Below are 17898 nucleotides of genomic sequence, written 5' to 3' on the forward strand. Positions count from 1 at the left end.
TCCCTTCGGTTCCGACATGAATTGAACCGAGATCGCCATTCGCCGCGACCTCGCTTTCTGTCGTTTAGGCGTATCTGTTCGACAGTATTGATTTCGGGCCCGGATCCCATCACCCGCGCGCCCTCAGAAGGCCACGCCATTCCGCCCCGGCGTGGCCTTCGCGTTTTTATCTCGTTTGATCGCCGGAACCTGAGAGCGGCAATTCCCGCGCAAGCTTCTTTGCCCAGAATCCTTTCGGCGTCATTCCAATAATCCGCGCAAAGGGTTGGGTCGGCATGCTCGGACTCGAACAACTGGACAGACTTTGGGCCAACCTGCTGGCGCTCGGTACGAAGCGCCTGGCGGCGCTCGGCCTTGTCGGTCTTGCCGTGTTCGCATCGGTCGGGTTCGGCAGTTTCTATCTCAGCCGCTCCGACTATGACACGCTCTATTCGGGCCTCAGTGCGCAGGATGTCAGCCGTATGGGCGCGGTGCTCAAGGAGGCCGGCATCAACTTCGACGTCAACTCGGAAGGGACCAAGATGATGGTCCGGCGCGAGGAGACGGCACAGGCGCGCATGCTGCTGGCCGAGAAGGGGTTGCCGTCCAGCTCCAACGCCGGCTACGAGCTGTTCGACAAGCTCGGCCCCATCGGCCTCACCTCGTTCATGCAGGAAGTCACACGTGTCCGTGCGATCGAGGGCGAGCTTGCGCGCACGATACAGGCCATGAAGGGCATCAAGGCGGCGCGCGTTCACATCGTGCTGCCGGAAACGGGATCTTTCCGGCGCGGGCGGCAACCGGCGTCGGCTTCGGTCGTGATCCGCACCGAGATGTCCGCCGACTCCTCGACGGCGCAAGCCATTCGCCATCTGGTTGCGGCGGCGGTTCCGGGCCTCACCTTGGACGACATCAGCGTGCTCAACACCGACGGCACGGTGCTGGCTTCTGCGGGCGATTCCAGTTCGTCCTCGTCGGCGCGTAAAATCGAGCTCGAAAAGACCGTAAGCAAAGATCTTGTCGACAACGTGCGCAAGACGCTTACGCCATATCTCGGGCTAGATAACTTCGAAGTGAGCGTCGCGGCGCGCATCAACACCGACAAGCGCCAGACCAACGAGACCTCGTTCGATCCGGATTCGAAGGTCGAGCGCTCGCTGCGGGTGGTCAAGGAGAGCGGCAGCCAGCAGGATTCGACCAGCAAGCAGCCGGTGGGCGTTGAGCAGAACGTACCCGATCAAGGCGCGGCAGGATCGGGCGGCGATCAGTCCAAGCGGACGAACGACCGGCGTGAGGATCTCACGAACTATGAGCTCTCCTCCAAAACCGTATCCACTACCAGCGAGGGGTATCGCATCGATGCCCTGACCATTGCCGTCGTGCTCAATCGCAAGCGGCTTCTGGCTTCTCTCGGCGAGTCCGCCACCCCAGAGGCGGTTCAGGCACAGGTGAAGGAAGTCGAGCGGCTGGTCGGAACGTCTGCGGGTGTGGACACGAAGCGCGGCGATCAAATCAGCGTTGTGGCCGTCGAGTTTGCCGAAGACACGCGCATGGCGGACGCCTTCAACAGCGCAAACCTCATGGGCCCGCTGATCGGTTTGGCTACGGGCTTGATCAAGGCGGCGACGGTCCTTGGGCTGGTCCTGATCGTGGTCATGTTCGGTTTGCGGCCTGTCACGCGTATTCTTCTCGATCAGAAGGAAGCGCAGCTCGCGGGTGGTGCGCTCGCGGCGGCCGGGGCCGGCGGGATCGACGATGGTTCTCTCTTGATGTCGGGCGACGATGCGGAGGCGGCTGCACTGGCCGCGGATTCTGCCGCGACGGCCGAGCTTCTCGGAATCAAGACCGATCAGAATCTCATCGAGGATATCACCTCCGACGTCATGCGGCTCTCGCAACGGCGGCTTGAGCAGATGGTCGCGCTCGATGAAGAGCAGGCCGCAAACATCCTCAAGCAGTGGATGCGGGAGCGGGCCGCATGACGAATGCGCTTCCCGTTGCCTTCTATTTGAAAGATCTGAGCGGAGATCCTGGCGGGCGGGGGATGCGAGGCGCGCTCGGCGCCGCGGCAGATGGCGCCTCGGAAGTCGAAAAGCGCATCAGCGACGCTCACGCCTTGGGAATTCTCGAAGGCCGGGCGGCCGCGCAGGTCGAGACCGAAAAAGCCCTCGCCAACCAGGCCGCCCAATTCGAGCGCAAGCTCGCAGCCGAGCGCCAGAAATGGACCGCGGATCAGGGCGCGCGTCTCGGGGATGCGGTTTCCAAGGCTATGCAGGATATCGAGCAGGGAATTGCCGATCAGGTCGGGCGGGTGTTGGGCCCCATCGTCGCCGAGCGGATCCGCATCAAGGCGGTGGAGGAGCTTTCCCTCTCGCTCAATGCCATGCTGGCCAAGGGCGACTACGCGAAGATTACGATCACGGGGCCTAATGACCTCCTGTCGGTGATCGAGTCTCGATTGAACCAGCATGATGGGGTTTCGTTTGTCGACGCAGAGGGCGTCGACGTTACCGTTCACGCCGACGAGACGATCGTTGAAACGCGGATCGGGGTCTGGGCCGAAGCGATCGAAGAGGACAACTCATGAGCGCTGATGGCGATGTGTCGACGCCGCACGAAGTCGTTATCGTACGGCGACGCGGCGGAGACGGCGAGGACGGACATCACGGCGGTGCCTGGAAGATCGCGTTTGCCGATCTGATGACGGCGATGATGGCGTTCTTTCTCGTGATGTGGCTTCTCAATGTCTCGGACAAGGAGAAGATCCAGCAGATTGCGACGTATTTCAATCCGTTGAAGCTCAACGCGAAACGCCCGACGACGAAGGGTGTCGAGAACGAAGTCGAAGTCGACAAGTCGGCGCCGACCACGGTGGGACCGGAACCGAAAGGCGCCAACGTCAGCACCGTCGACGACAAGGACAAGATGCAGGGCGCGTCCAAGCCCGGCGGCGACGGCGAGCTGGCGGACGGCGTGGCTCACAAGGCCGAAGAAGAGCTTTTCAACGATCCTTACGGCGTGTTGGCGCGGCTCGCTCTCAAGGCGTCCGAAGAAGAGGATCAGGCCAGCGCGAAGAGCGAAAGCGCGACGTCGGGTGGTGGCGATGCCTATTCCAACCCGTTCGAACCTTTTGCCGACCGGCCGGCAATTCCCGAAAAGAAAGAGGCTTTGAACGAGCCTTCGCCGATGACGCTGAACGAGGGGACAGCCTTTCCGGGGACCCCCGGCCTCGAGGAGCCGCTCGAGGTGAAGCCGGAGGAGACCGAAGCAGGCAATCCTCCGAAGCAAGCAGCCACGGAACCGCCGAAGCAATCAGATGCGCCGCCCGAAGCGCAAACCGAGCAGAGCAAGGCTGAGGTTCGAGCACTCGAAGGTGAGATCAGGGAGGCGCTTCGCGGACTTTCGCCCGAGAAGAAGCCGTCTATCGACGTGAAGATGATCGACGAGGGGCTTCTCATCAGCCTGACCGACGATTTCCGCTTCGGTATGTTCGCAAGCGCTTCCGCAGAGCCGCGGCCAGAACTCGTCGTGGTGATGGAGAAGCTCGCCAAGGTTCTGGCGACGCGCGACGGCAAGATCGTCGTGCGAGGTCATACGGACGCGCGCAAGTTCCGAAACGAGAAGAACAACAATTGGCGTCTCTCGATGGATCGGGCCCAGATCGCCTACTACATGCTGGCGCGGGGCGGAATAGTCGAGGGACGCTTCGATAGCATCGAAGGACACGCCGATCGCAATCCGAAAATTCCGTCTGATCCGAATGCGGCGGAGAACCGCCGCATCGAGATCCTGCTGAGGACACCCCGGTCGTGATCGTTCGCGCTGTTCCAACTTTGCTGTTTTCTCTGGCCTGCCTGTCGGCAGGCTTGGGTCTTGCCTATGCGGCCGAAGATCACGGAAGCGGCTCGCACGAGGCTCACAAAGAGGCTCCGAAAGACGCGAGCGGATCTCCTCCGGCGGGCGAAGGTGAGGCGGCGGGCGAGGAAGCTGCGGAGGTTCTTCCGCCGCTGTGGCCCGAGACGCCGGTCGTCGAAAACGATAAGCAACCCTTTATATTGCTCCGCAAGCTGCGTTCCGTGCAGGACAAGGTGGCGGCAGGAAGCGTTTCGGCGCACGAGGAGCAGCGGCTGCTGCTGCGCGACTACGGCGAAGAGATGCGGTCGCTTCCGGTTGGTGTGTGGGACGATGTCCGCAACGTGCGCGCCGCCATTTTCTTCGTTCTGAGCGGTGGCGATCCGGCCGTGCTCAAGACCGTCATCGGCCGGGAACGGACTCCGTTCGTCGAGCGCCGGCTGCTCAAGGGCGCGCTGGCCTATGGAGAAGGCCGACTGGTGGATGCGCTCAGCATGATCCACAAAATCGAAGCGCGGAAGCTCGATCCTCTGCTTGGCGGCATGGTCGCTCTCATTCAAGGAACGCTCGTCAGCAAGAAGGATGGCGTCAAGGCCATCGCCTATTTCGACGAAGCACGGCTTCTTTCTCCGGGAACGCTTATCGAGGAATCGGCGCTCAGGCAGCAAATTCTTCTGCTTGCCCGCAATGGAGATCTGAAGCGCTACGATACGCTCGTAGACCAGTATTCGCGGCGGTTCCCGAATTCACTGTTCGCACGCAATTTCCGCAGGCAGTTGTTTGCCGGCGTTGCGCGGGAGACTTTCAAGCCGGCCTCCGAGTGGGTCACACGCACGGAGACCGAGTTGATGAAAGTTCCGGCTTCGGAACGCGTCGGCCTTTATCTGTCGATCGCGGAAGAGGCAACGAAAGTCGGCAATACCGGTATCGCGGGCTTTGCTGCAGGAAAAGCGCGCGGGCTGGCGCAGGCCGGTAGCCTATCAATGCAGCGCGCCAAGCTGTTCGAGGGCGCGGCTCTCGTGACGACCGCGGATTTCGAGGCGGGCGTGAAGCTTCTTGGCGAGATCAACGTCGAACGACTCCGGACGTCCGACCGCGAAATTTATGATGCAGCCATGGCAATTGCCCGGTCTGTCGGAAAATGGCCGCAGGTCAGCCAAGTGCCGGATGACGCGCCTTTGGAGGCTGTCGACCGGGCGCAGACATTGCTTTCAAAAGTCGATTCGTTGTTGGGAGGATCACCGCAGTGAGTGCTGCACAGGCCTTGACGTCGGGTATGCTCGCTCTCTCCGGAAGCGTGCGGTCGAATGATGCGGTGCGCACGGAAAAGGGCGCGACGTCGTTCCGTGACGAGCTCGAATCCGCTTCGCGATCCTCTGCGGAGCCGCCGCGGGACAGTGCTTCTGCGTCTGAGCCGTCGCGCGCCTCGGCTGCGAAGGATCGCTCGAATACGCGTGAAGACCGCACCTCCAACGAGCGTGAGGACGACGAGCAGGGCTCCCGCCGCGAGAGCGATGCGACGTCCACTCCGGATCAGACGGCGGCCAAGGATCTTTCGCTGGTGCTGGCTGCGCTCGGGGGAACGGCCCAAAGCCAAGAGAATGGTGCCCCGTTCGATGACGCTCTCGTGGCTTTGAAGAGTGTCGTCGCGGATCCGGCGCTGGTTGCTGAGAACGGCGCGCAACTGGAACAAGGCCCCGTGCTTCCAGGCGAGCCGGGTGAGGTGAAGGATGCGTTCGATGCGGCCAAGCTGCTCGCACTCCTAAAAACTGCGCCCGACGTTTCTCGTGCACCTGGCGCAGAGGTTGCGGTCGAGGGCGGTGAGTTTACGGCGACGGTTCTTGGGCAGGAGACGCATCTCGCGGTCGAGATGCCGGCTGAGTCCGGTGGACAGAAGACGCAGGAAGCGGGTCCGGTCAGTGTTGCGCAGTTGCAGGCTAGCGCGGCAGAAGGATCGCCGGATACGGAGCGGGCAGCCGGCAAGCTTGCGAACGAAGCGGCGTCCGAGGACGGCGAGCCCGGATCGACCCGGCGTGGCGGCGCGCCGACGCAGGACACGCGCAGCTCCGTCGTTCGAGGTTTTGCTGAGCAGGGCGTCGGTGGCCAGGATGGGCGTCAACAGGAGGGCAGCGGCTCTTCGAATGGAAATTCTCAACAATCATCGACAGGCGTGTTCGCGACGATGGTGAGCGGGGCGCGCAGCCAGAGCGTGCAGCCGGCAGATGAGGGAGAGGTTACTCTCTTCGATCCTTTGAGCGAGCAGATCGCGGCAGAAGTGCGCGCGGAGTTGCGCGCCGATGGATTGGGTGAAACCTCTTCCGACGGCGTCGTGAAGGTTCTTCACCTGCAGCTGAAGCCGGCCAATCTCGGGGCCGTGACGGTGCGGCTCGCGCTCAAGGACAACGCGATCTCGATCCATATGGAAACCCAGCACCGCGATACGCTCGCGGTCATCGAACGGGAGCGTGAGGCGCTGGCCGGGGCGTTGTCGTCGGCCGGGTATACGGTCGATGGCATTACGGCCGCGCCGCAGAGCGATATCCTGCGTTCGAGCGGGGTGCAGACCGGCTTCGGCGATCAGGGCGCTTCGGGTTCGCAGGGCCAGGTCAATCAGGGCCAGGGGCTCGCCAGCTCGTCCGGGGAACAGGGACGCCAGGGGCGGGGTTCTTTTGGCGGCAACACCTATTCCAACCCGTCCGACGGTAAGGCTACCGGCGATGCCGGTGCACGGGGGAATGGAGTTGGGCTATATGTTTAAGGGTGCGTAGACACCCCGTTCGTTGTGCGAGTTCAGTATGAGCGTCATTCCATTCACGTCTGGTCGAAGAGCGACACGAGCGATGACAACCACAGGACTTCTCGGGCCATTCCGGCTCGCCTACGACGATATCACCGACACCATTCCGCGGGTGGCGCCCGGCGCTTTCGTGCTCGGCCACAAGGGGCCGGATGGGCGGTTCTATGCCGACTACGTCGGCCGGGCCGATCAGGATGTACGCGATAAGCTTCTGCAGCTCATCGGATCAGGCAATCTGTTCAAGTACAGATGCCTGACCTCAAGCGAAGCTGCGTTCCATGCGGAATGCGAGCTCTTCCATGACTTCCAGCCACCCGGAAACCGTATGCATCCGGACAGGCCGGCGGGCACTAATTGGGAATGTCCGAGGTGCCGCTTCTTTCGCCTTCAAGGGCGAGCATAGCCATGATGTCGCTCAGCGCGGCCTGATAGCCGTGGTGCCAATAGGCGCGCTCGGGCGTATGGGCATCGAGATGGCGCTGGTCGACGTCGGTATAGGGCGCTTCTTCCTCCAGCCACTCGCGAATGTTGTCGCGGCGCTGGCGAAGCATTGTCACACTCGTTTTCTGATACATGTTTGATCCGACCCTGACCCAAGTTTTTTCTGCTCACCGCTTGGAGCGGCAGCGTTCCTGTTTGTAACCCAGGCCCCATTGCAACCGGCTTAGGCTCGGCGCGAAAAGTTGGCTCAAATTTTACAGGGTTTTTGTGCCAGTTCGGGACGGTCGGAAAGGTTTGAGTCAGGATTTGCGAGCTGGAGCGTCCCAAAGTGGGTTTGCTCAGTGGATCTCGGGTAGCACGTCGCCGATGCGGCGCGTTCCCTTCGGCCGGTGGGAAGCGGCTTCCTTGGCCTCAGCCGGTTTCTTTGCAACGATCTCGGCGGCAAGACGGTGAATCCACGCGTCTATCGTTGCGTCCGGGCTGCGGCCCTCGGCGACGTCGCTGGCAACGGCATTGGCAAGCGCGCGAGCCAGTGTTGCGGCGCGCGTTTCCCCCAGCGGGCGGGACAGCTCGCCAAGAGCAGAAATTCGGGCGCGAAGGTTAGCTGAAAGCTGCATGGTTGCACCAAACGAAGACATATCCGTTCTACGCAACTGCCGTGCCAATACGTGGCCGGATCGAAGGGCGTGATTGCCAGGCCCCAAAGGCGCCCGGCCGAAAGTCAGCTTTGCGCAAGGGCCTCGGGTTAACAAGACTGGTCGGAGGCCACAGATCCCTGCCATGCACAGCTTTTATCTGGATGCGATCCGCAACTTTGAGGGCTTTACGCCCAAGGCGAGCTGGGACTATGCGCAGCACACAAATGGTTTCGGGACCAAGGCGCAGTTCGCCGGCGAAGTAATCGATCGCACGGAAGCCGAGCGCCGTTTCCAGGCAGAGGTTTCGTCGGCGCGCTCCATCGTCGAGAGGGCGGCGCCGAACGTCGACGACGGCACCAAGGCGGCTCTGACCTCTCTTACCTACAACGCGGGAACGGCGTGGATCGACAGCGGTCTTGGCGATGCCGTACGGCGTGGCGATCTCGACGCGGCGCGCGACATCTTTCAGAAATACAACAAGGCTGGCGGAGAGGTGCTCCCCGGTCTCGTCAATCGCCGTGCGCAAGAGGCGCTTTGGATCGGAAATCCGGACGGGGTTACGCTTGCGAGCGCGTCCGGGAGCTCTGCTCAGAGTGCCACCAGCACGGACGTGCTGCCGCCGATCGTTGTCGACCGCGACGAGAGCGCCATCCGGGTCGCGGAGATGCTACAGACGCGTACGCAGCCGGATCAAACCGCAGCGTCCGCAACACAAAGCAAGACCGAAGGATCGGTGTTCGACCGGGCGCCCAGAACGGAGCGCATCGAGGTCCGCAGGGTTCTTTCGAATGTCGCGAATGATGCCCTGGCGGCTCTCGTCGACGCCGAGCGTCTCGGGCCGGGCGGTGTTGCCGACGTGGCTCGGCTCGCACAGCTCGGCAGGGGGAGTGAGCTTGCCGGCTTCTCCGATCGAGACGCCCGTGAAAAGGAAACGCGGCGGATTTGACCGCCGCGCGTGATGTTTCCCAGAGAATGAAGCCCGCTTCGGATCGATAGGATCCGAAGCGTTTTTTGTTTTAACCGGCGGTGCGGAAGCGGTTTGCAGCCGACAACGCCGTCGCGCCGAAGCCTGGGGGCAAAGCGCTGGCGGGGGGTGTTGCGAAGCGCGTCGCGTGATCCGACTGGATGGGCGCTCCTGCGCCGTTGCGTTGGAAAATGCCGCGGTGCTCCGGATGAGCGACCAAGTCGGTCTTGAGGCCGATCAAGCTTTCCGATGCGCCGAGCGTCAGGAAGCCATCGGGGGCAAGAATACGCGACATACGTCCCAGAATGTCCATCTTGCGAGCGGCATCGAAGTAGATCAGCACGTTGCGGCAGAAGATGATGTCGAAGCGGCCGAGAGAGGTGTAGTCGGCGAGGAGGTTCATCTGGCGGAAGGTGGCTTTCGAGCGCATCGCGTCGGAAATCTGCCAGCTATCGCCGATCTGGTTGAAGTGGCGCAGGAGCATCGGCGTCGGGAGACCGCGCTGAACTTCGAACTGCGAGTAGATACCCTTGCGGGCCTTGTCGAGCACTTGGTCGGAGAGGTCGGTGCCGAGAATTTCGATCTTCCAGCCGGCCAGCTTTGCAGCCTGTTCCTCGATGATCATAGCCAGCGAGTAGGCTTCCTGACCGGTCGATGCGGCCGCGGACCAGATGCGGAGGCGCCGCTCGCTCTGACGCGCGGCGATCATCGCAGGGAGCATGACGCTGCGGAACTGATCGAAGGGGCCCTTGTCGCGGAAGAAGTAAGTCTCGTTGATCGTCATCGCCTCGATGACGTCTTTCGCGAGCTTCGGCGATTGCCCTTTCTGGAGGATGAGCACGAGCTCTTCCAGGCCTGAAAGCTTTTCGCGCCGGACGATCGGCATTACGCGGCTCTCAACCAGGTATTTCTTGCTCTGTTCCATCACGAGGCCGGATGACCGGCGGAGGAACTCGCAAAGTGCGTCGAATGCTTGGGACATGTTACGCTTCGCTTATTGTATTGGTTGGGCCGATCGCGGCGAACTCGACATCGCTATGTCTCGTGCGCGAGCGCAAAGACTTCACACCATGCCGATCTGTTCGAGCTTGGTGCGGATGATTTCCTGATCGAACGGCTTCATGATGTATTCGGTGGCGCCGGCTTCGAGGGCAGCGATGATCTTGTCGCGGGTGTTCTCGGTGGTGCAGAAAACAACCTGAGGCTGGTCGCCCTGCGGCATCTTGCGAAGCTTGTGCAAGAACTCAAGGCCGCTCATGACCGGCATGTTCCAGTCGAGCAGGATGAGATCAGGAAGGGCTATCTCGCATTGCTCAAGGGCGTGGGCGCCATCGCGCGCCTCAGTCACCTCGAAGCCGATGTTGTCGAGAATCTGCTTTGCGATCTTACGGATGAATGCCGAGTCATCCACCACGAGCGCTTTCTTCATTTTACTCACCCTGTTACGCAAGTTTACGCTTCCGTGCGGCCATGATGCACACTTCAGGTTTGTAAAGCCTGAAGAAATCGCGGTCGCTTTAGTGAAATCGATGTTTCCCGCTTCGGGCTGATAAGGCCCGAAGCGATCATGGTGATCTTTAGTGAGACCGATGATTCACGCTTCAGGCTGGTAGGGCCTGAAGCGATCATGGTCTAGTTCGCAAAGTCGAACAGAGCCCCGATGTTGAGAGCGGGGATCAGGAGGTTGCCGACCTTGTACAGGCCGGCCATGAAGCGAGAACGAGCCGGATCGAAGTGGGCAGGGATCTGCACCTTCATCGAGGCGTCGAGCGTCAGCACATCGCCGACTTCATCGACGATGAGCGCGAAGTTTTCGCCTTTGTGCTCGATGCCGATGGCGAGAGAGTTCTGGAACTCGTCCACCGGGATTCCGAGGCGGCGACGCAAGCTCACCGCCGTCACGATCTTGCCGCGCAGATTGACGAGGCCGACGATGTCGATCGGTCCGAGCGGAATGGGCGTGACGCTGGTGATGCGGAAGATGGTCTGGGTGTGCAGCACGGAGAGACCGAAGGCCTCGCCGCCCGCAAACACCGTGAAATAACTTTCCTCGCCCGCGGTCGGAACGTCGGAGACCGACTGAACTGCTAAAGCGGCGCTGGTATTGCTCATGCTGCAAGCTCCACGCTCATGGCCTTGGCGTCGGCGGCTGCATCCAGTGCGTATGCGAGCGTTTCGAGAAGGGCATGACGGTCATGTTTGCTCAGAAGCGCGATCATGCCGTTTTCGGTGGCCGATCGCGACGAGCGGTTGGTCGGGTTGCGGCTCAGCCCGATCGCAGGAGTGCGGGCCGCATCCTTGCGATCCTTGAGAGCGCGCAGGAAATAAGGTGCCGACAGAGCCGGTGCATCACCGTCGAGGATGACGGCATCGAACGAAGACATCTGGTTCAGAAGTTCGTTGATGTCCGCCGGGATCGTGACGGCGACAAGGTTATAGCCTGCTGCCGAGATGGCGGGGCAGAGCATGTCGCGAACGAGCTGATCGTCGGCAGCGAACAGGATGCGCTGAGGCGCCGTGCTCGACTTGCCGGGCGGGTCAGCCATTCGGATGAAGTGTGATACGTCAACCAACTCGACAGCCTCGCCGCGAATTTCGGCGGAGCCGACCAGCTCGGAATTGGCGCTCGCGAGTTGGATCTCGAGCTTTTCTTCCAGAATGTCGACGATCTCGTCGGCCATGAGGCCGATTGAGCGGTTCTCGGTCGCGACGACAAGCACCGGATACGACGGCTTCGACATGTCGATCTCGGGAGAAATCGGAACGATCGGCATCAGGCGGCCCTGGAGCAGCACCATGAGGCGGCCGTCCGAGCTTTCGATGCGGCTGGTCTCGACCATCTCGATGCGCGAGACGAGCGACAGCGGCAGAACTTTCGAAGCCCCGGCGCCGGCGCGGAACATGACAAGGCGACGGCGTTCGGCCGCGCTCTGGTCGCGAGCCTGATCGCGCTTCTTCTCGGTCGACTTCTCGATGCCGAGATTGCCGGCGATACCGGCGGGATCGAGAATGAGAACGACCGAGCCGTCACCGAGGATCGTGTGGCCGCTGAACACCTTGAGGTGGGCCAGCGAAGCGCTGAGCGGCTTGACGACGATTTCCTGGATGTCGGCAACGCTGTCGACGATGATACAGAACGAATCCGTGCCGACGCGCATGACGACGGCGAGCTTGTCGCTCTCCTCCTTGGCGGCGTCAGCTCCGAGGCCAACGACCTCGCGAAGCTCTACGGCAGGAATAACCTCCTCGCGCAGCTTCAGAACAAGGGCGTTCTGGACGTCTTGGATGAGATCCTTGTAGTTTTTGCCGAGGCTGACGGCCTCGACGACCGAAGTCTGGGGAAGCGCGAAACGCTGGCCGGCGACTTCGATGATCAGAGCGGGCGCGATTGCGAGCGTCAGCGGGATGCGCAGCGAGAAGCGGCTGCCCTTGCCTTCGACCGACGATAGCGTAACCGATCCACCGATGGCTTCGATGTTCGAGCGGACGACGTCCATGCCGACGCCGCGGCCGGAAACGTTGGAAACGACCTGCGCCGTCGAGAAGCCAGGCTCGAAGATGAAGCGGTAGATCTCCTCGTTGCTCATGTTACGGAGATCCTGCTCCGTAGTGAGGCCCTGCGAGAGGATCTTCTTCTTGATACGCTCGGTATCGAGGCCTTTGCCGTCGTCCGAGATGTCGATGGTGATCTGGCCGGCTTCGTGGGCGGCCGAAACGCGGATCTCGCCGCGCTCGGGCTTGCCCTTTGCCAGGCGCTCTTCCGGCCGTTCGATGCCATGATCGGCGCAGTTGCGGATCAGGTGAGTCAACGGGTCGCGGATGACTTCGATGAGCTGACGATCGAGCTCGGTGTCGGCACCCTCGGTGATGAGATCGATGCTCTTGCCGAGACTGGTCGAAAGCTCGCGCACGAGGCGCGGAAGGTTCGCGTAGATGCGGCCGACGGGCTGCATGCGCGCCCGCATCACGGCATCCTGAAGATCGCTCGTGAGCGTCGAGAGGTGCTGCAGCGGTGTTTTGATGGAGTCGTCTTCGCGGTGGCGCGCAAGCTCAAGGAGCTGATTGCGGCTGAGGACGAGCTCGGACACGAGCTGCATCATGCGCTCGATCGTGTCGACGGAGACGCGGATGGATTCCTGGTTTGCGGTCGATCCGCCTTGGGCGCGGTTTTCCTTCGGCTGTGCGGCCGACGAAGCCTCGGACTTCGGGGCTTCCTTGGAAACGGCGACGGGTTCCGGAGCCGGTGCGGCGGCAACGGGATGGGCGGGTGCGGCTTCAACGACGGGAGCAGCGGTCACGACCGGGGCGGCCGCGACGGAAGGCTTCGTATCCGCTTCGGCCGACGCGGCAGCGGCGGCGGCTTCCGAGCCCGCAGCGTAGTAGGCTTCGAGCGCATCGATGATCGCGGCGTCGTCGCCTGGCGGCTCAGAGCCGTGAGCGCCGATTTCCTCGATGATCGTCTTGATGCGGTCGATGGCAGCAAGAATGAGCGTCACGGAGTGCTGCGTCGGCGGAACGCCGTCGCGCAGCATGCCCATCACGGATTCGGCGGCGTGGCCGACGCGCTCTAAGCGCTCGAGGCCAAGGAAGCTCGACGTACCCTTGATGGTGTGAACAAGGCGGAAAATGCTGGTGATCAGAGATGCGTCGGAGGGGTTGCGCTCGAAATGCACGAGCTGTGTTTCCGCCCCTTCAATATGCTCCGTCGTTTCCGTCAGAAAATCTCGTAGTAGCTCGTCCATTAGAAGTCCCCCTCGGCGTGTTACTTGCTCCCCAGCTTATTTAGGCCACACACGGGATGAGACGATCAGCCATGCCCTGCGGAGATTCGGCCGGCATCTCTTTGCCATTGTTTACGAGGTCGGAGGCGCGGTTGAGGGCACTCCGGATCGCACACGATGCGTTCTCACAGAAATCGGAAACGCGCGAGGGATCGAGCTCGCCGTCGGGGCTGCGATGGGCGCGGATGACATCGATGCTGGCCATCGCCATGGCGTTGATGCCGTCGATGATGCCTTCGAATTCGCGACGGAAAGATTCGTCGAGACCTTCATAGATCTCGAGCGCGCGGGCGCTGCCGGGAAGCTGCGACTTCGCGAAGTACTCGCGATATGTGACCGGGTTCCATTCGAGCAGCTCATCGAGCATTTCGGGAAGGAGGGTCGGCAGGTTCTCGATCAGGAGGAGAATTTCGTTGAAATGATTGAGGTAGTCGTTGGCGATCCCGGAGGCGGGATTCACGAGGCAAGCGGCGCGCTGTTCCAACGAGTCAACGTGTGCAGTTTCATTCTCAGCCATATTTTTTGCCGCCCGCTTTGAAGTTTCGTCCATCCGTAAGCGACGATACTCCACGGCGATGACTAAAAATCAGTTACGAGACCCGCAAAAGGGCGCAATCTGATGAACATCGTGTCAATCTGGACGAGAGTGTTGTCCCTGCCGGAGAGGGCACAGCGCGGCCGTTAAAGCGAGTTTGCTTTTCTTTGAAACGCAATCCCGCTCTAGGTTTTTGATGAGACCGATGATTCACGCGATCTGCCCGATAAGGACAGAGGCGATCTTGGTCCAGGAGAGCCCCGTCTGCCGTGACACGTAAATCGCTTGCGCCGACTCGCGCTTCGGGCGCGTGGCGTCGTTCGTTAAAAATGCGTAAACTCAGCGCGCCGGGGAGCCGGAAATCAGATCCGACACAAGCTCTTTCTGGCGATCGATGGGCTGCTCGACAACGAGGGCGAACTGGCTCTTTGATTGTGCAAGTCGGCACCAGAAGATGCGTTCGTCCTGGCATTCGAGAGCGATCAGGCTCTTGGTGTCGGCATCGAGCCGCAGGATCTGGCCAGGCTCGAGGGCGGCGATCTCGTTTAGAGTCATTTCGGGGCCTTCGAGTACGCCGGTGAGCAGCATGGTGGACGAGGCGAGCCCATCCTGCATCTTCTTCTGCCATTCCGGATCGACGCTGGTGCCGTCCAGGGCGCGGGTGCGCTCCAGCAACTTGCGGATCGGGTAGAGCGCAGATTGCGGGATGATCATGAACATGCGCCCGCCGTTGTCGAGGATCTGGAACAAGATCTGGACGGAGATGACAGGAACGTCGGTCTGGCCGAGAATCTGGAAGTCGAGCTTTGTCTCGAGCTTTTCGATGTCGAGGTTCACGGGCGTGATCGGATTGAGAAGGTCCTCAAGCTCCGGTACCACGAGGCTGAACACGCTGCGGGCCAGGCGCGCTTCGAGCGACGTAAACGGACGATCGGCCTCGAAGGCCGGCATGCTTCCGTCGCCGCCGAATGCCGCGTCGATCAGAGAGAAAATGAAGCGACGGTCGAGACCAATGACGATCTTGCTGTCCCATTGGCGGCAGTAATAGATACCGGCGATGCTGTCTTCGTAGGATTCGAGCACGTCCCACGAATTGCCGCTTTCGACCTGGTTGACGAAAAACGACGACGGGACGTTGCAGTAATCGCGGAACCGCTCCGAGAGCGTGGTGACCAAGCGTTCGAGCACGCCCTTCAGAACGTGCAGGCGTTCGACCTCGAGCTTCGGCGGCTCGAGCAGTCTGTCGGTGCCGGGCTGGCCGCCAGATTCTCGGATCTCTGCGTATTCTTCCCGCATTACTCGTCCTCCTCCGTCGTGCCGATTTCAATGATGCCTTTTTCGATCATTTCCATGGCGGCATCGGCAATGGCGCGGCGTGCCTTCTGAATTTCCTTCGCACTCGGCTTCTTGCCGGTTGCGATTTCCTGCTCGATCATACGGCGGGCGCGTGCGGGTGTGGCTTCCAGAATGAGATCGATCATGCGCGGTTCGGCGCCGAAGAGCGCTGCGATCGTGCGATCGGCGGGTACGACGTCGAACAGCGTGACGAGCGCCGGCTGAGACAGGCGGAGCAGGTCGTCGAACGTGAAGAGCAGGCCGCGCACGACTTCCGCCTCCTTGGGGCGGTGCTCATCGAGATCGGTCAGGATCTCGTCCATCTGCTTGCGATCCATCTTGTTGATGATATCGGCGAGACGCGCGTGGATGGTCGGGCCGGTGTTCTTGGCGCTCTTGTAAAGCAGCTCTTCCTTCACGGCGCCTTCGAGCAGAAGGATCGGTTTTTCGAGCACGATCTTGAGCGCCAGCATGCGCCGCATGATCTCGTTGCGCAGCGGCGTCGGCAGCATCTTGAGGGTGGCGGCGGCGTAAGCAGGCGGCGTGCGCGACAGCACGAGGGCCGAGACCTGCGGATGCTCCTTGGCAAGGTATTGGGCGGTGCTGAGCTCGGGCACTTCGCCGAGCTTGATCCAGATCGACTGCAGCGACTTCGAGCGCACCTGAGACATGATCTCGGCGATCTGCTCGGGCGGCACCACGCCGGACAAGAGCTGCTCGACCTCGTTGGCGGTGGCGACGAGATCGCCGCCGGTCCGCAAGCTCATGGCAAATTCCTCGATCAGCGTATCGAGGGTTTGCTTGGTGACGGCGCCGAGGTCGGTGGCCGTCTGCGCGATGAGTTTGATGTCGTCTTCGTCGAAATGCTTCAGGAGGCGCGAGGCCACCTTCTTATCCATGCAGAGCAGGAGAGCGGCGACCTTCTTGGGGCCGGTCAGCTCCTGCTCGGATGGCTCATCGCCTCTGCCTGATCGTCTTTCGGCGTTCGCCTGGCTCATCGGTCGCTCAAGGGCCATCGTTGAAGGCGCCGTTTGCCCACGTACCGCGGCGGCTGCTCTGTTGCTACAACCCCTTGCGGCACAACGCGTCGGACGTCTTTGTGCCAGACGGAAGCCTAAGCTAAAGACTTCGTCGATTTGCCTTGAGCGAAGCTTGTGCTTTGGGGTGCGCTACAACTCTGGTGAGCCTTTCTTACGCGGGCTGTGGCCCGGCAACCTCCACCTGTGCAGGGCTCAGCTAAAGCGCTGCCAGGTTACGGTGACTTTCGTTCCCACCGGCACGCGCGGATAGAGGTCCAACACGTCCTCGTTGTACATGCGAATGCAGCCCTTGGAGGCGGCGGTGCCGATGGTCCAGGGTGCGTCGGTTCCGTGGATGCGGTAGGCCGACGAGCCGAGATACAGCGCGCGCACGCCGAGCGGGTTCATCGGATGGCCGCCCGGAACCCAGCTCGGAAGGCGCGGGTTCTCGCGCAGCATGGTCGGGGTCGGCGTCCATGAGGGGTTTACGCGCTTGTCGGAAACGCTCGTCACGCCCGCCCAGCGGCTCTGTTCTCGCGGAACGGCGATCGGGTAGCTGATCGCCTCGCCGGGCTTGTGAATCCAGTAAAGCCTTTTATCGCCGAAGGAGACGATGATTTGGCGCGGCTGATATTTCGAGCTGAAGCCGACGACGGAGCGCGATCCGCCGTCCCACAGAAACGAGAACAGGTCTTGCGCCGAAGCGCGCGACGGCGCGAGCGTGACAAGGGCCAGCGCCATTGCGGCCAGCATCGTGAAGTTCAAGTGGCGCGACGCGCGGATGGCTTGGCCTCTGGAACACGCGATCGTCATGCGAAAGGTCTCCCCCGTCGGTGTTTCGATGAAATGTCTGCCCGTCTTGTCTGGCGGGGATGGCGTGCGCAAAGCTCCCCGCATCCGACGCGATTTGCAAGATAGGGTGGCTTTGAGGCCATTTACGTGCAAGCTCGGGCTATTCCGTATTTGGCGTTAACAGCCGTCCCCGTCGTTGCATATTTGCATCTTTCGGGCGGTCTGTCAGCTTGGCGCCTGCACTCGAGCGTGTTTGCTTTTCTTCGGATCGCAACCCCGCTCTAGGTTCTTGATGAGACCGATGATTCACGCTTCGGTCTAGAGCAGGCGCGGCTCCTGCGGCTCGTGACCGGCGTTGGTTTGCCGGGTGAGCCAGCGTTCGATTACCGCAACGGTATAGTCTACTTCAGTATTTTCCATAGCCCGATCGTTCGGGATGCCGTGCCATTTGGTGAGGCAGCCGCGGCAGCACGTAGCGGTTGCGTGCTGGGCGATGAACACCGGATGTCCCCGAAACGGCGTCTGTTTTCCATCGTTGGGCGGTTTCGCCGGCGCTAAGCGCTTGCCGATGAAGTGGCGTGCATGATCGCGCACGGCATCGACACCCTTGCTTGCGAGGTAGTCGCGTTCGCGAGGCCCCAGCACGAACCGCTGCCGGAACGGCGATTTCGCGAGGCGGGCCAGGATGTCGTCGATGTCGTTCATGATGGACCGTGCATCTCGCACTCGCGGCCAGGGTTGGATGATGTGTCCGCAGTCGGCTCG

At 61.6% G+C, this 17898-nt stretch carries 17 protein-coding genes; 6 read left to right on the forward strand and 11 right to left on the reverse strand.

The features are described from left to right. The first annotated feature begins 275 nt into the window (after nt 1-275). Genes fliF through RCO24_RS10185 form a run of 5 tightly spaced genes read left to right on the forward strand, consistent with a single transcriptional unit; the run spans nt 276 to nt 6589 of the window. Nucleotides 276-1961 (forward strand): flagellar basal-body MS-ring/collar protein FliF, encoded by a 1686-nt coding sequence (gene fliF, locus RCO24_RS10165; RefSeq protein WP_308961808.1) that lies wholly within the window; start codon nt 276-278, stop codon nt 1959-1961. Continuing rightward, nucleotides 1958-2566 carry a hypothetical protein gene (locus RCO24_RS10170; RefSeq protein ID WP_308961809.1) on the forward strand — a complete coding sequence of 203 codons (609 nt, stop codon included), beginning with the start codon at nt 1958-1960 and terminating at the stop codon, nt 2564-2566. Before fliF ends, RCO24_RS10170 begins: the two co-directional genes overlap by 4 nt. Then, the gene (locus RCO24_RS10175) at nt 2563-3792 is read left to right on the forward strand and encodes a MotB family protein (protein WP_308961810.1); all 1230 of its coding nucleotides are present in this window, start codon (nt 2563-2565) and stop codon (nt 3790-3792) included. The genes RCO24_RS10170 and RCO24_RS10175 overlap by 4 nt, the downstream gene beginning before the upstream one ends. After that, nucleotides 3789-5081, forward strand: a complete 1293-nt coding sequence (locus tag RCO24_RS10180) for a hypothetical protein (RefSeq protein ID WP_308961811.1) — start codon at nt 3789-3791, stop codon at nt 5079-5081. The genes RCO24_RS10175 and RCO24_RS10180 overlap by 4 nt, the downstream gene beginning before the upstream one ends. After that, a complete protein-coding gene (locus RCO24_RS10185) occupies nt 5078-6589 on the forward strand; it encodes a flagellar hook-length control protein FliK (protein ID WP_308961812.1) in 1512 nt (503 codons plus the stop codon). The genes RCO24_RS10180 and RCO24_RS10185 overlap by 4 nt, the downstream gene beginning before the upstream one ends. Before the next feature lie 389 nt (nt 6590-6978). On the opposite strand, the gene RCO24_RS10190 is transcribed toward RCO24_RS10185, so the two are convergent. Together RCO24_RS10190 and RCO24_RS10195 are read right to left on the reverse strand one after the other, a co-directional pair. Further along, nucleotides 6979-7179 carry a hypothetical protein gene (locus RCO24_RS10190; protein WP_308961813.1) on the reverse strand — a complete coding sequence of 67 codons (201 nt, stop codon included), beginning with the start codon at nt 7177-7179 and terminating at the stop codon, nt 6979-6981. Nucleotides 7180-7407: 228 nt separating this feature from the next. Further along, nucleotides 7408-7686: a hypothetical protein gene (locus RCO24_RS10195; protein WP_308961814.1), complete on the reverse strand. Its 279-nt coding sequence runs from the start codon at nt 7684-7686 to the stop codon at nt 7408-7410. A 163-nt stretch (nt 7687-7849) separates the two neighbouring features. Between RCO24_RS10195 and RCO24_RS10200 the strand changes: the two genes are divergently transcribed. Beyond that, nucleotides 7850-8653, forward strand: a complete 804-nt coding sequence (locus RCO24_RS10200) for a lysozyme (protein WP_308961815.1) — start codon at nt 7850-7852, stop codon at nt 8651-8653. Between the two features lie 70 nt (nt 8654-8723). On the opposite strand, the gene RCO24_RS10205 is transcribed toward RCO24_RS10200, so the two are convergent. From RCO24_RS10205 to RCO24_RS10245, 9 genes are all read right to left on the reverse strand, one after another. Further along, nucleotides 8724-9653 carry a protein-glutamate O-methyltransferase CheR gene (locus RCO24_RS10205; RefSeq protein ID WP_308961816.1) on the reverse strand — a complete coding sequence of 310 codons (930 nt, stop codon included), beginning with the start codon at nt 9651-9653 and terminating at the stop codon, nt 8724-8726. Between the two features lie 81 nt (nt 9654-9734). Next, nucleotides 9735-10100 (reverse strand): response regulator, encoded by a 366-nt coding sequence (locus tag RCO24_RS10210; RefSeq protein WP_308961817.1) that lies wholly within the window; start codon nt 10098-10100, stop codon nt 9735-9737. Nucleotides 10101-10303: 203 nt separating this feature from the next. Continuing rightward, nucleotides 10304-10783, reverse strand: coding sequence for a chemotaxis protein CheW (locus RCO24_RS10215; RefSeq protein ID WP_308961818.1), 480 nt, complete (start codon nt 10781-10783; stop codon nt 10304-10306). Further along, entirely contained in the window at nt 10780-13413 is a 2634-nt protein-coding gene (locus tag RCO24_RS10220; RefSeq protein ID WP_308961820.1) for a chemotaxis protein CheW, read from the reverse strand. Before RCO24_RS10220 ends, RCO24_RS10215 begins: the two co-directional genes overlap by 4 nt. 40 nt (nt 13414-13453) lie before the next feature. Continuing rightward, a complete protein-coding gene (locus tag RCO24_RS10225; RefSeq protein WP_308961821.1) occupies nt 13454-13969 on the reverse strand; it encodes a hypothetical protein in 516 nt (171 codons plus the stop codon). Nucleotides 13970-14326: 357 nt separating this feature from the next. After that, complete coding sequence (locus RCO24_RS10230; protein WP_308961823.1) at nt 14327-15283, reverse strand: flagellar motor switch protein FliM; 957 nt, start codon at nt 15281-15283, stop codon at nt 14327-14329. Further along, a complete protein-coding gene (locus RCO24_RS10235) occupies nt 15283-16320 on the reverse strand; it encodes a FliG C-terminal domain-containing protein (RefSeq protein WP_308961824.1) in 1038 nt (345 codons plus the stop codon). Before RCO24_RS10235 ends, RCO24_RS10230 begins: the two co-directional genes overlap by 1 nt. Nucleotides 16321-16554: 234 nt before the next feature. Further along, nucleotides 16555-17154 carry a L,D-transpeptidase gene (locus tag RCO24_RS10240; protein ID WP_308961825.1) on the reverse strand — a complete coding sequence of 200 codons (600 nt, stop codon included), beginning with the start codon at nt 17152-17154 and terminating at the stop codon, nt 16555-16557. A 297-nt stretch (nt 17155-17451) separates the two neighbouring features. Next, the gene (locus RCO24_RS10245) at nt 17452-17838 is read right to left on the reverse strand and encodes a DUF4186 domain-containing protein (RefSeq protein ID WP_308961826.1); all 387 of its coding nucleotides are present in this window, start codon (nt 17836-17838) and stop codon (nt 17452-17454) included. Nucleotides 17839-17898 lie beyond the last annotated feature (60 nt).

It is taken from the genome of Hyphomicrobium sp. LHD-15, assembly GCF_031157355.1.
In the GTDB taxonomy this organism is placed as follows: Bacteria; Pseudomonadota; Alphaproteobacteria; order Rhizobiales; family Hyphomicrobiaceae; genus Hyphomicrobium_C.

Bases quoted from the DNA above. Each gene is read 5' to 3' on its own strand.
- RCO24_RS10190 (WP_308961813.1), bottom strand. From the start codon at position 7,179: ATGCTTCGCCAGCGCCGCGACAACATTCGCGAGTGGCTGGAGGAAGAA.
- fliF (WP_308961808.1), top strand. From the start codon at position 276: ATGCTCGGACTCGAACAACTGGACAGACTTTGGGCCAACCTGCTGGCG.
- RCO24_RS10175 (WP_308961810.1), top strand. From the start codon at position 2,563: ATGAGCGCTGATGGCGATGTGTCGACGCCGCACGAAGTCGTTATCGTA.
- RCO24_RS10215 (WP_308961818.1), bottom strand. From the start codon at position 10,783: ATGAGCAATACCAGCGCCGCTTTAGCAGTTCAGTCGGTCTCCGACGTT.
- RCO24_RS10210 (WP_308961817.1), bottom strand. From the start codon at position 10,100: ATGAAGAAAGCGCTCGTGGTGGATGACTCGGCATTCATCCGTAAGATC.
- RCO24_RS10245 (WP_308961826.1), bottom strand. From the start codon at position 17,838: ATGAACGACATCGACGACATCCTGGCCCGCCTCGCGAAATCGCCGTTC.
- RCO24_RS10220 (WP_308961820.1), bottom strand. From the start codon at position 13,413: ATGGACGAGCTACTACGAGATTTTCTGACGGAAACGACGGAGCATATT.
- RCO24_RS10225 (WP_308961821.1), bottom strand. From the start codon at position 13,969: ATGGCTGAGAATGAAACTGCACACGTTGACTCGTTGGAACAGCGCGCC.
- RCO24_RS10195 (WP_308961814.1), bottom strand. From the start codon at position 7,686: ATGCAGCTTTCAGCTAACCTTCGCGCCCGAATTTCTGCTCTTGGCGAG.
- RCO24_RS10200 (WP_308961815.1), top strand. From the start codon at position 7,850: ATGCACAGCTTTTATCTGGATGCGATCCGCAACTTTGAGGGCTTTACG.
- RCO24_RS10205 (WP_308961816.1), bottom strand. From the start codon at position 9,653: ATGTCCCAAGCATTCGACGCACTTTGCGAGTTCCTCCGCCGGTCATCC.
- RCO24_RS10230 (WP_308961823.1), bottom strand. From the start codon at position 15,283: ATGCGGGAAGAATACGCAGAGATCCGAGAATCTGGCGGCCAGCCCGGC.
- RCO24_RS10170 (WP_308961809.1), top strand. From the start codon at position 1,958: ATGACGAATGCGCTTCCCGTTGCCTTCTATTTGAAAGATCTGAGCGGA.
- RCO24_RS10235 (WP_308961824.1), bottom strand. From the start codon at position 16,320: ATGAGCCAGGCGAACGCCGAAAGACGATCAGGCAGAGGCGATGAGCCA.
- RCO24_RS10240 (WP_308961825.1), bottom strand. From the start codon at position 17,154: ATGACGATCGCGTGTTCCAGAGGCCAAGCCATCCGCGCGTCGCGCCAC.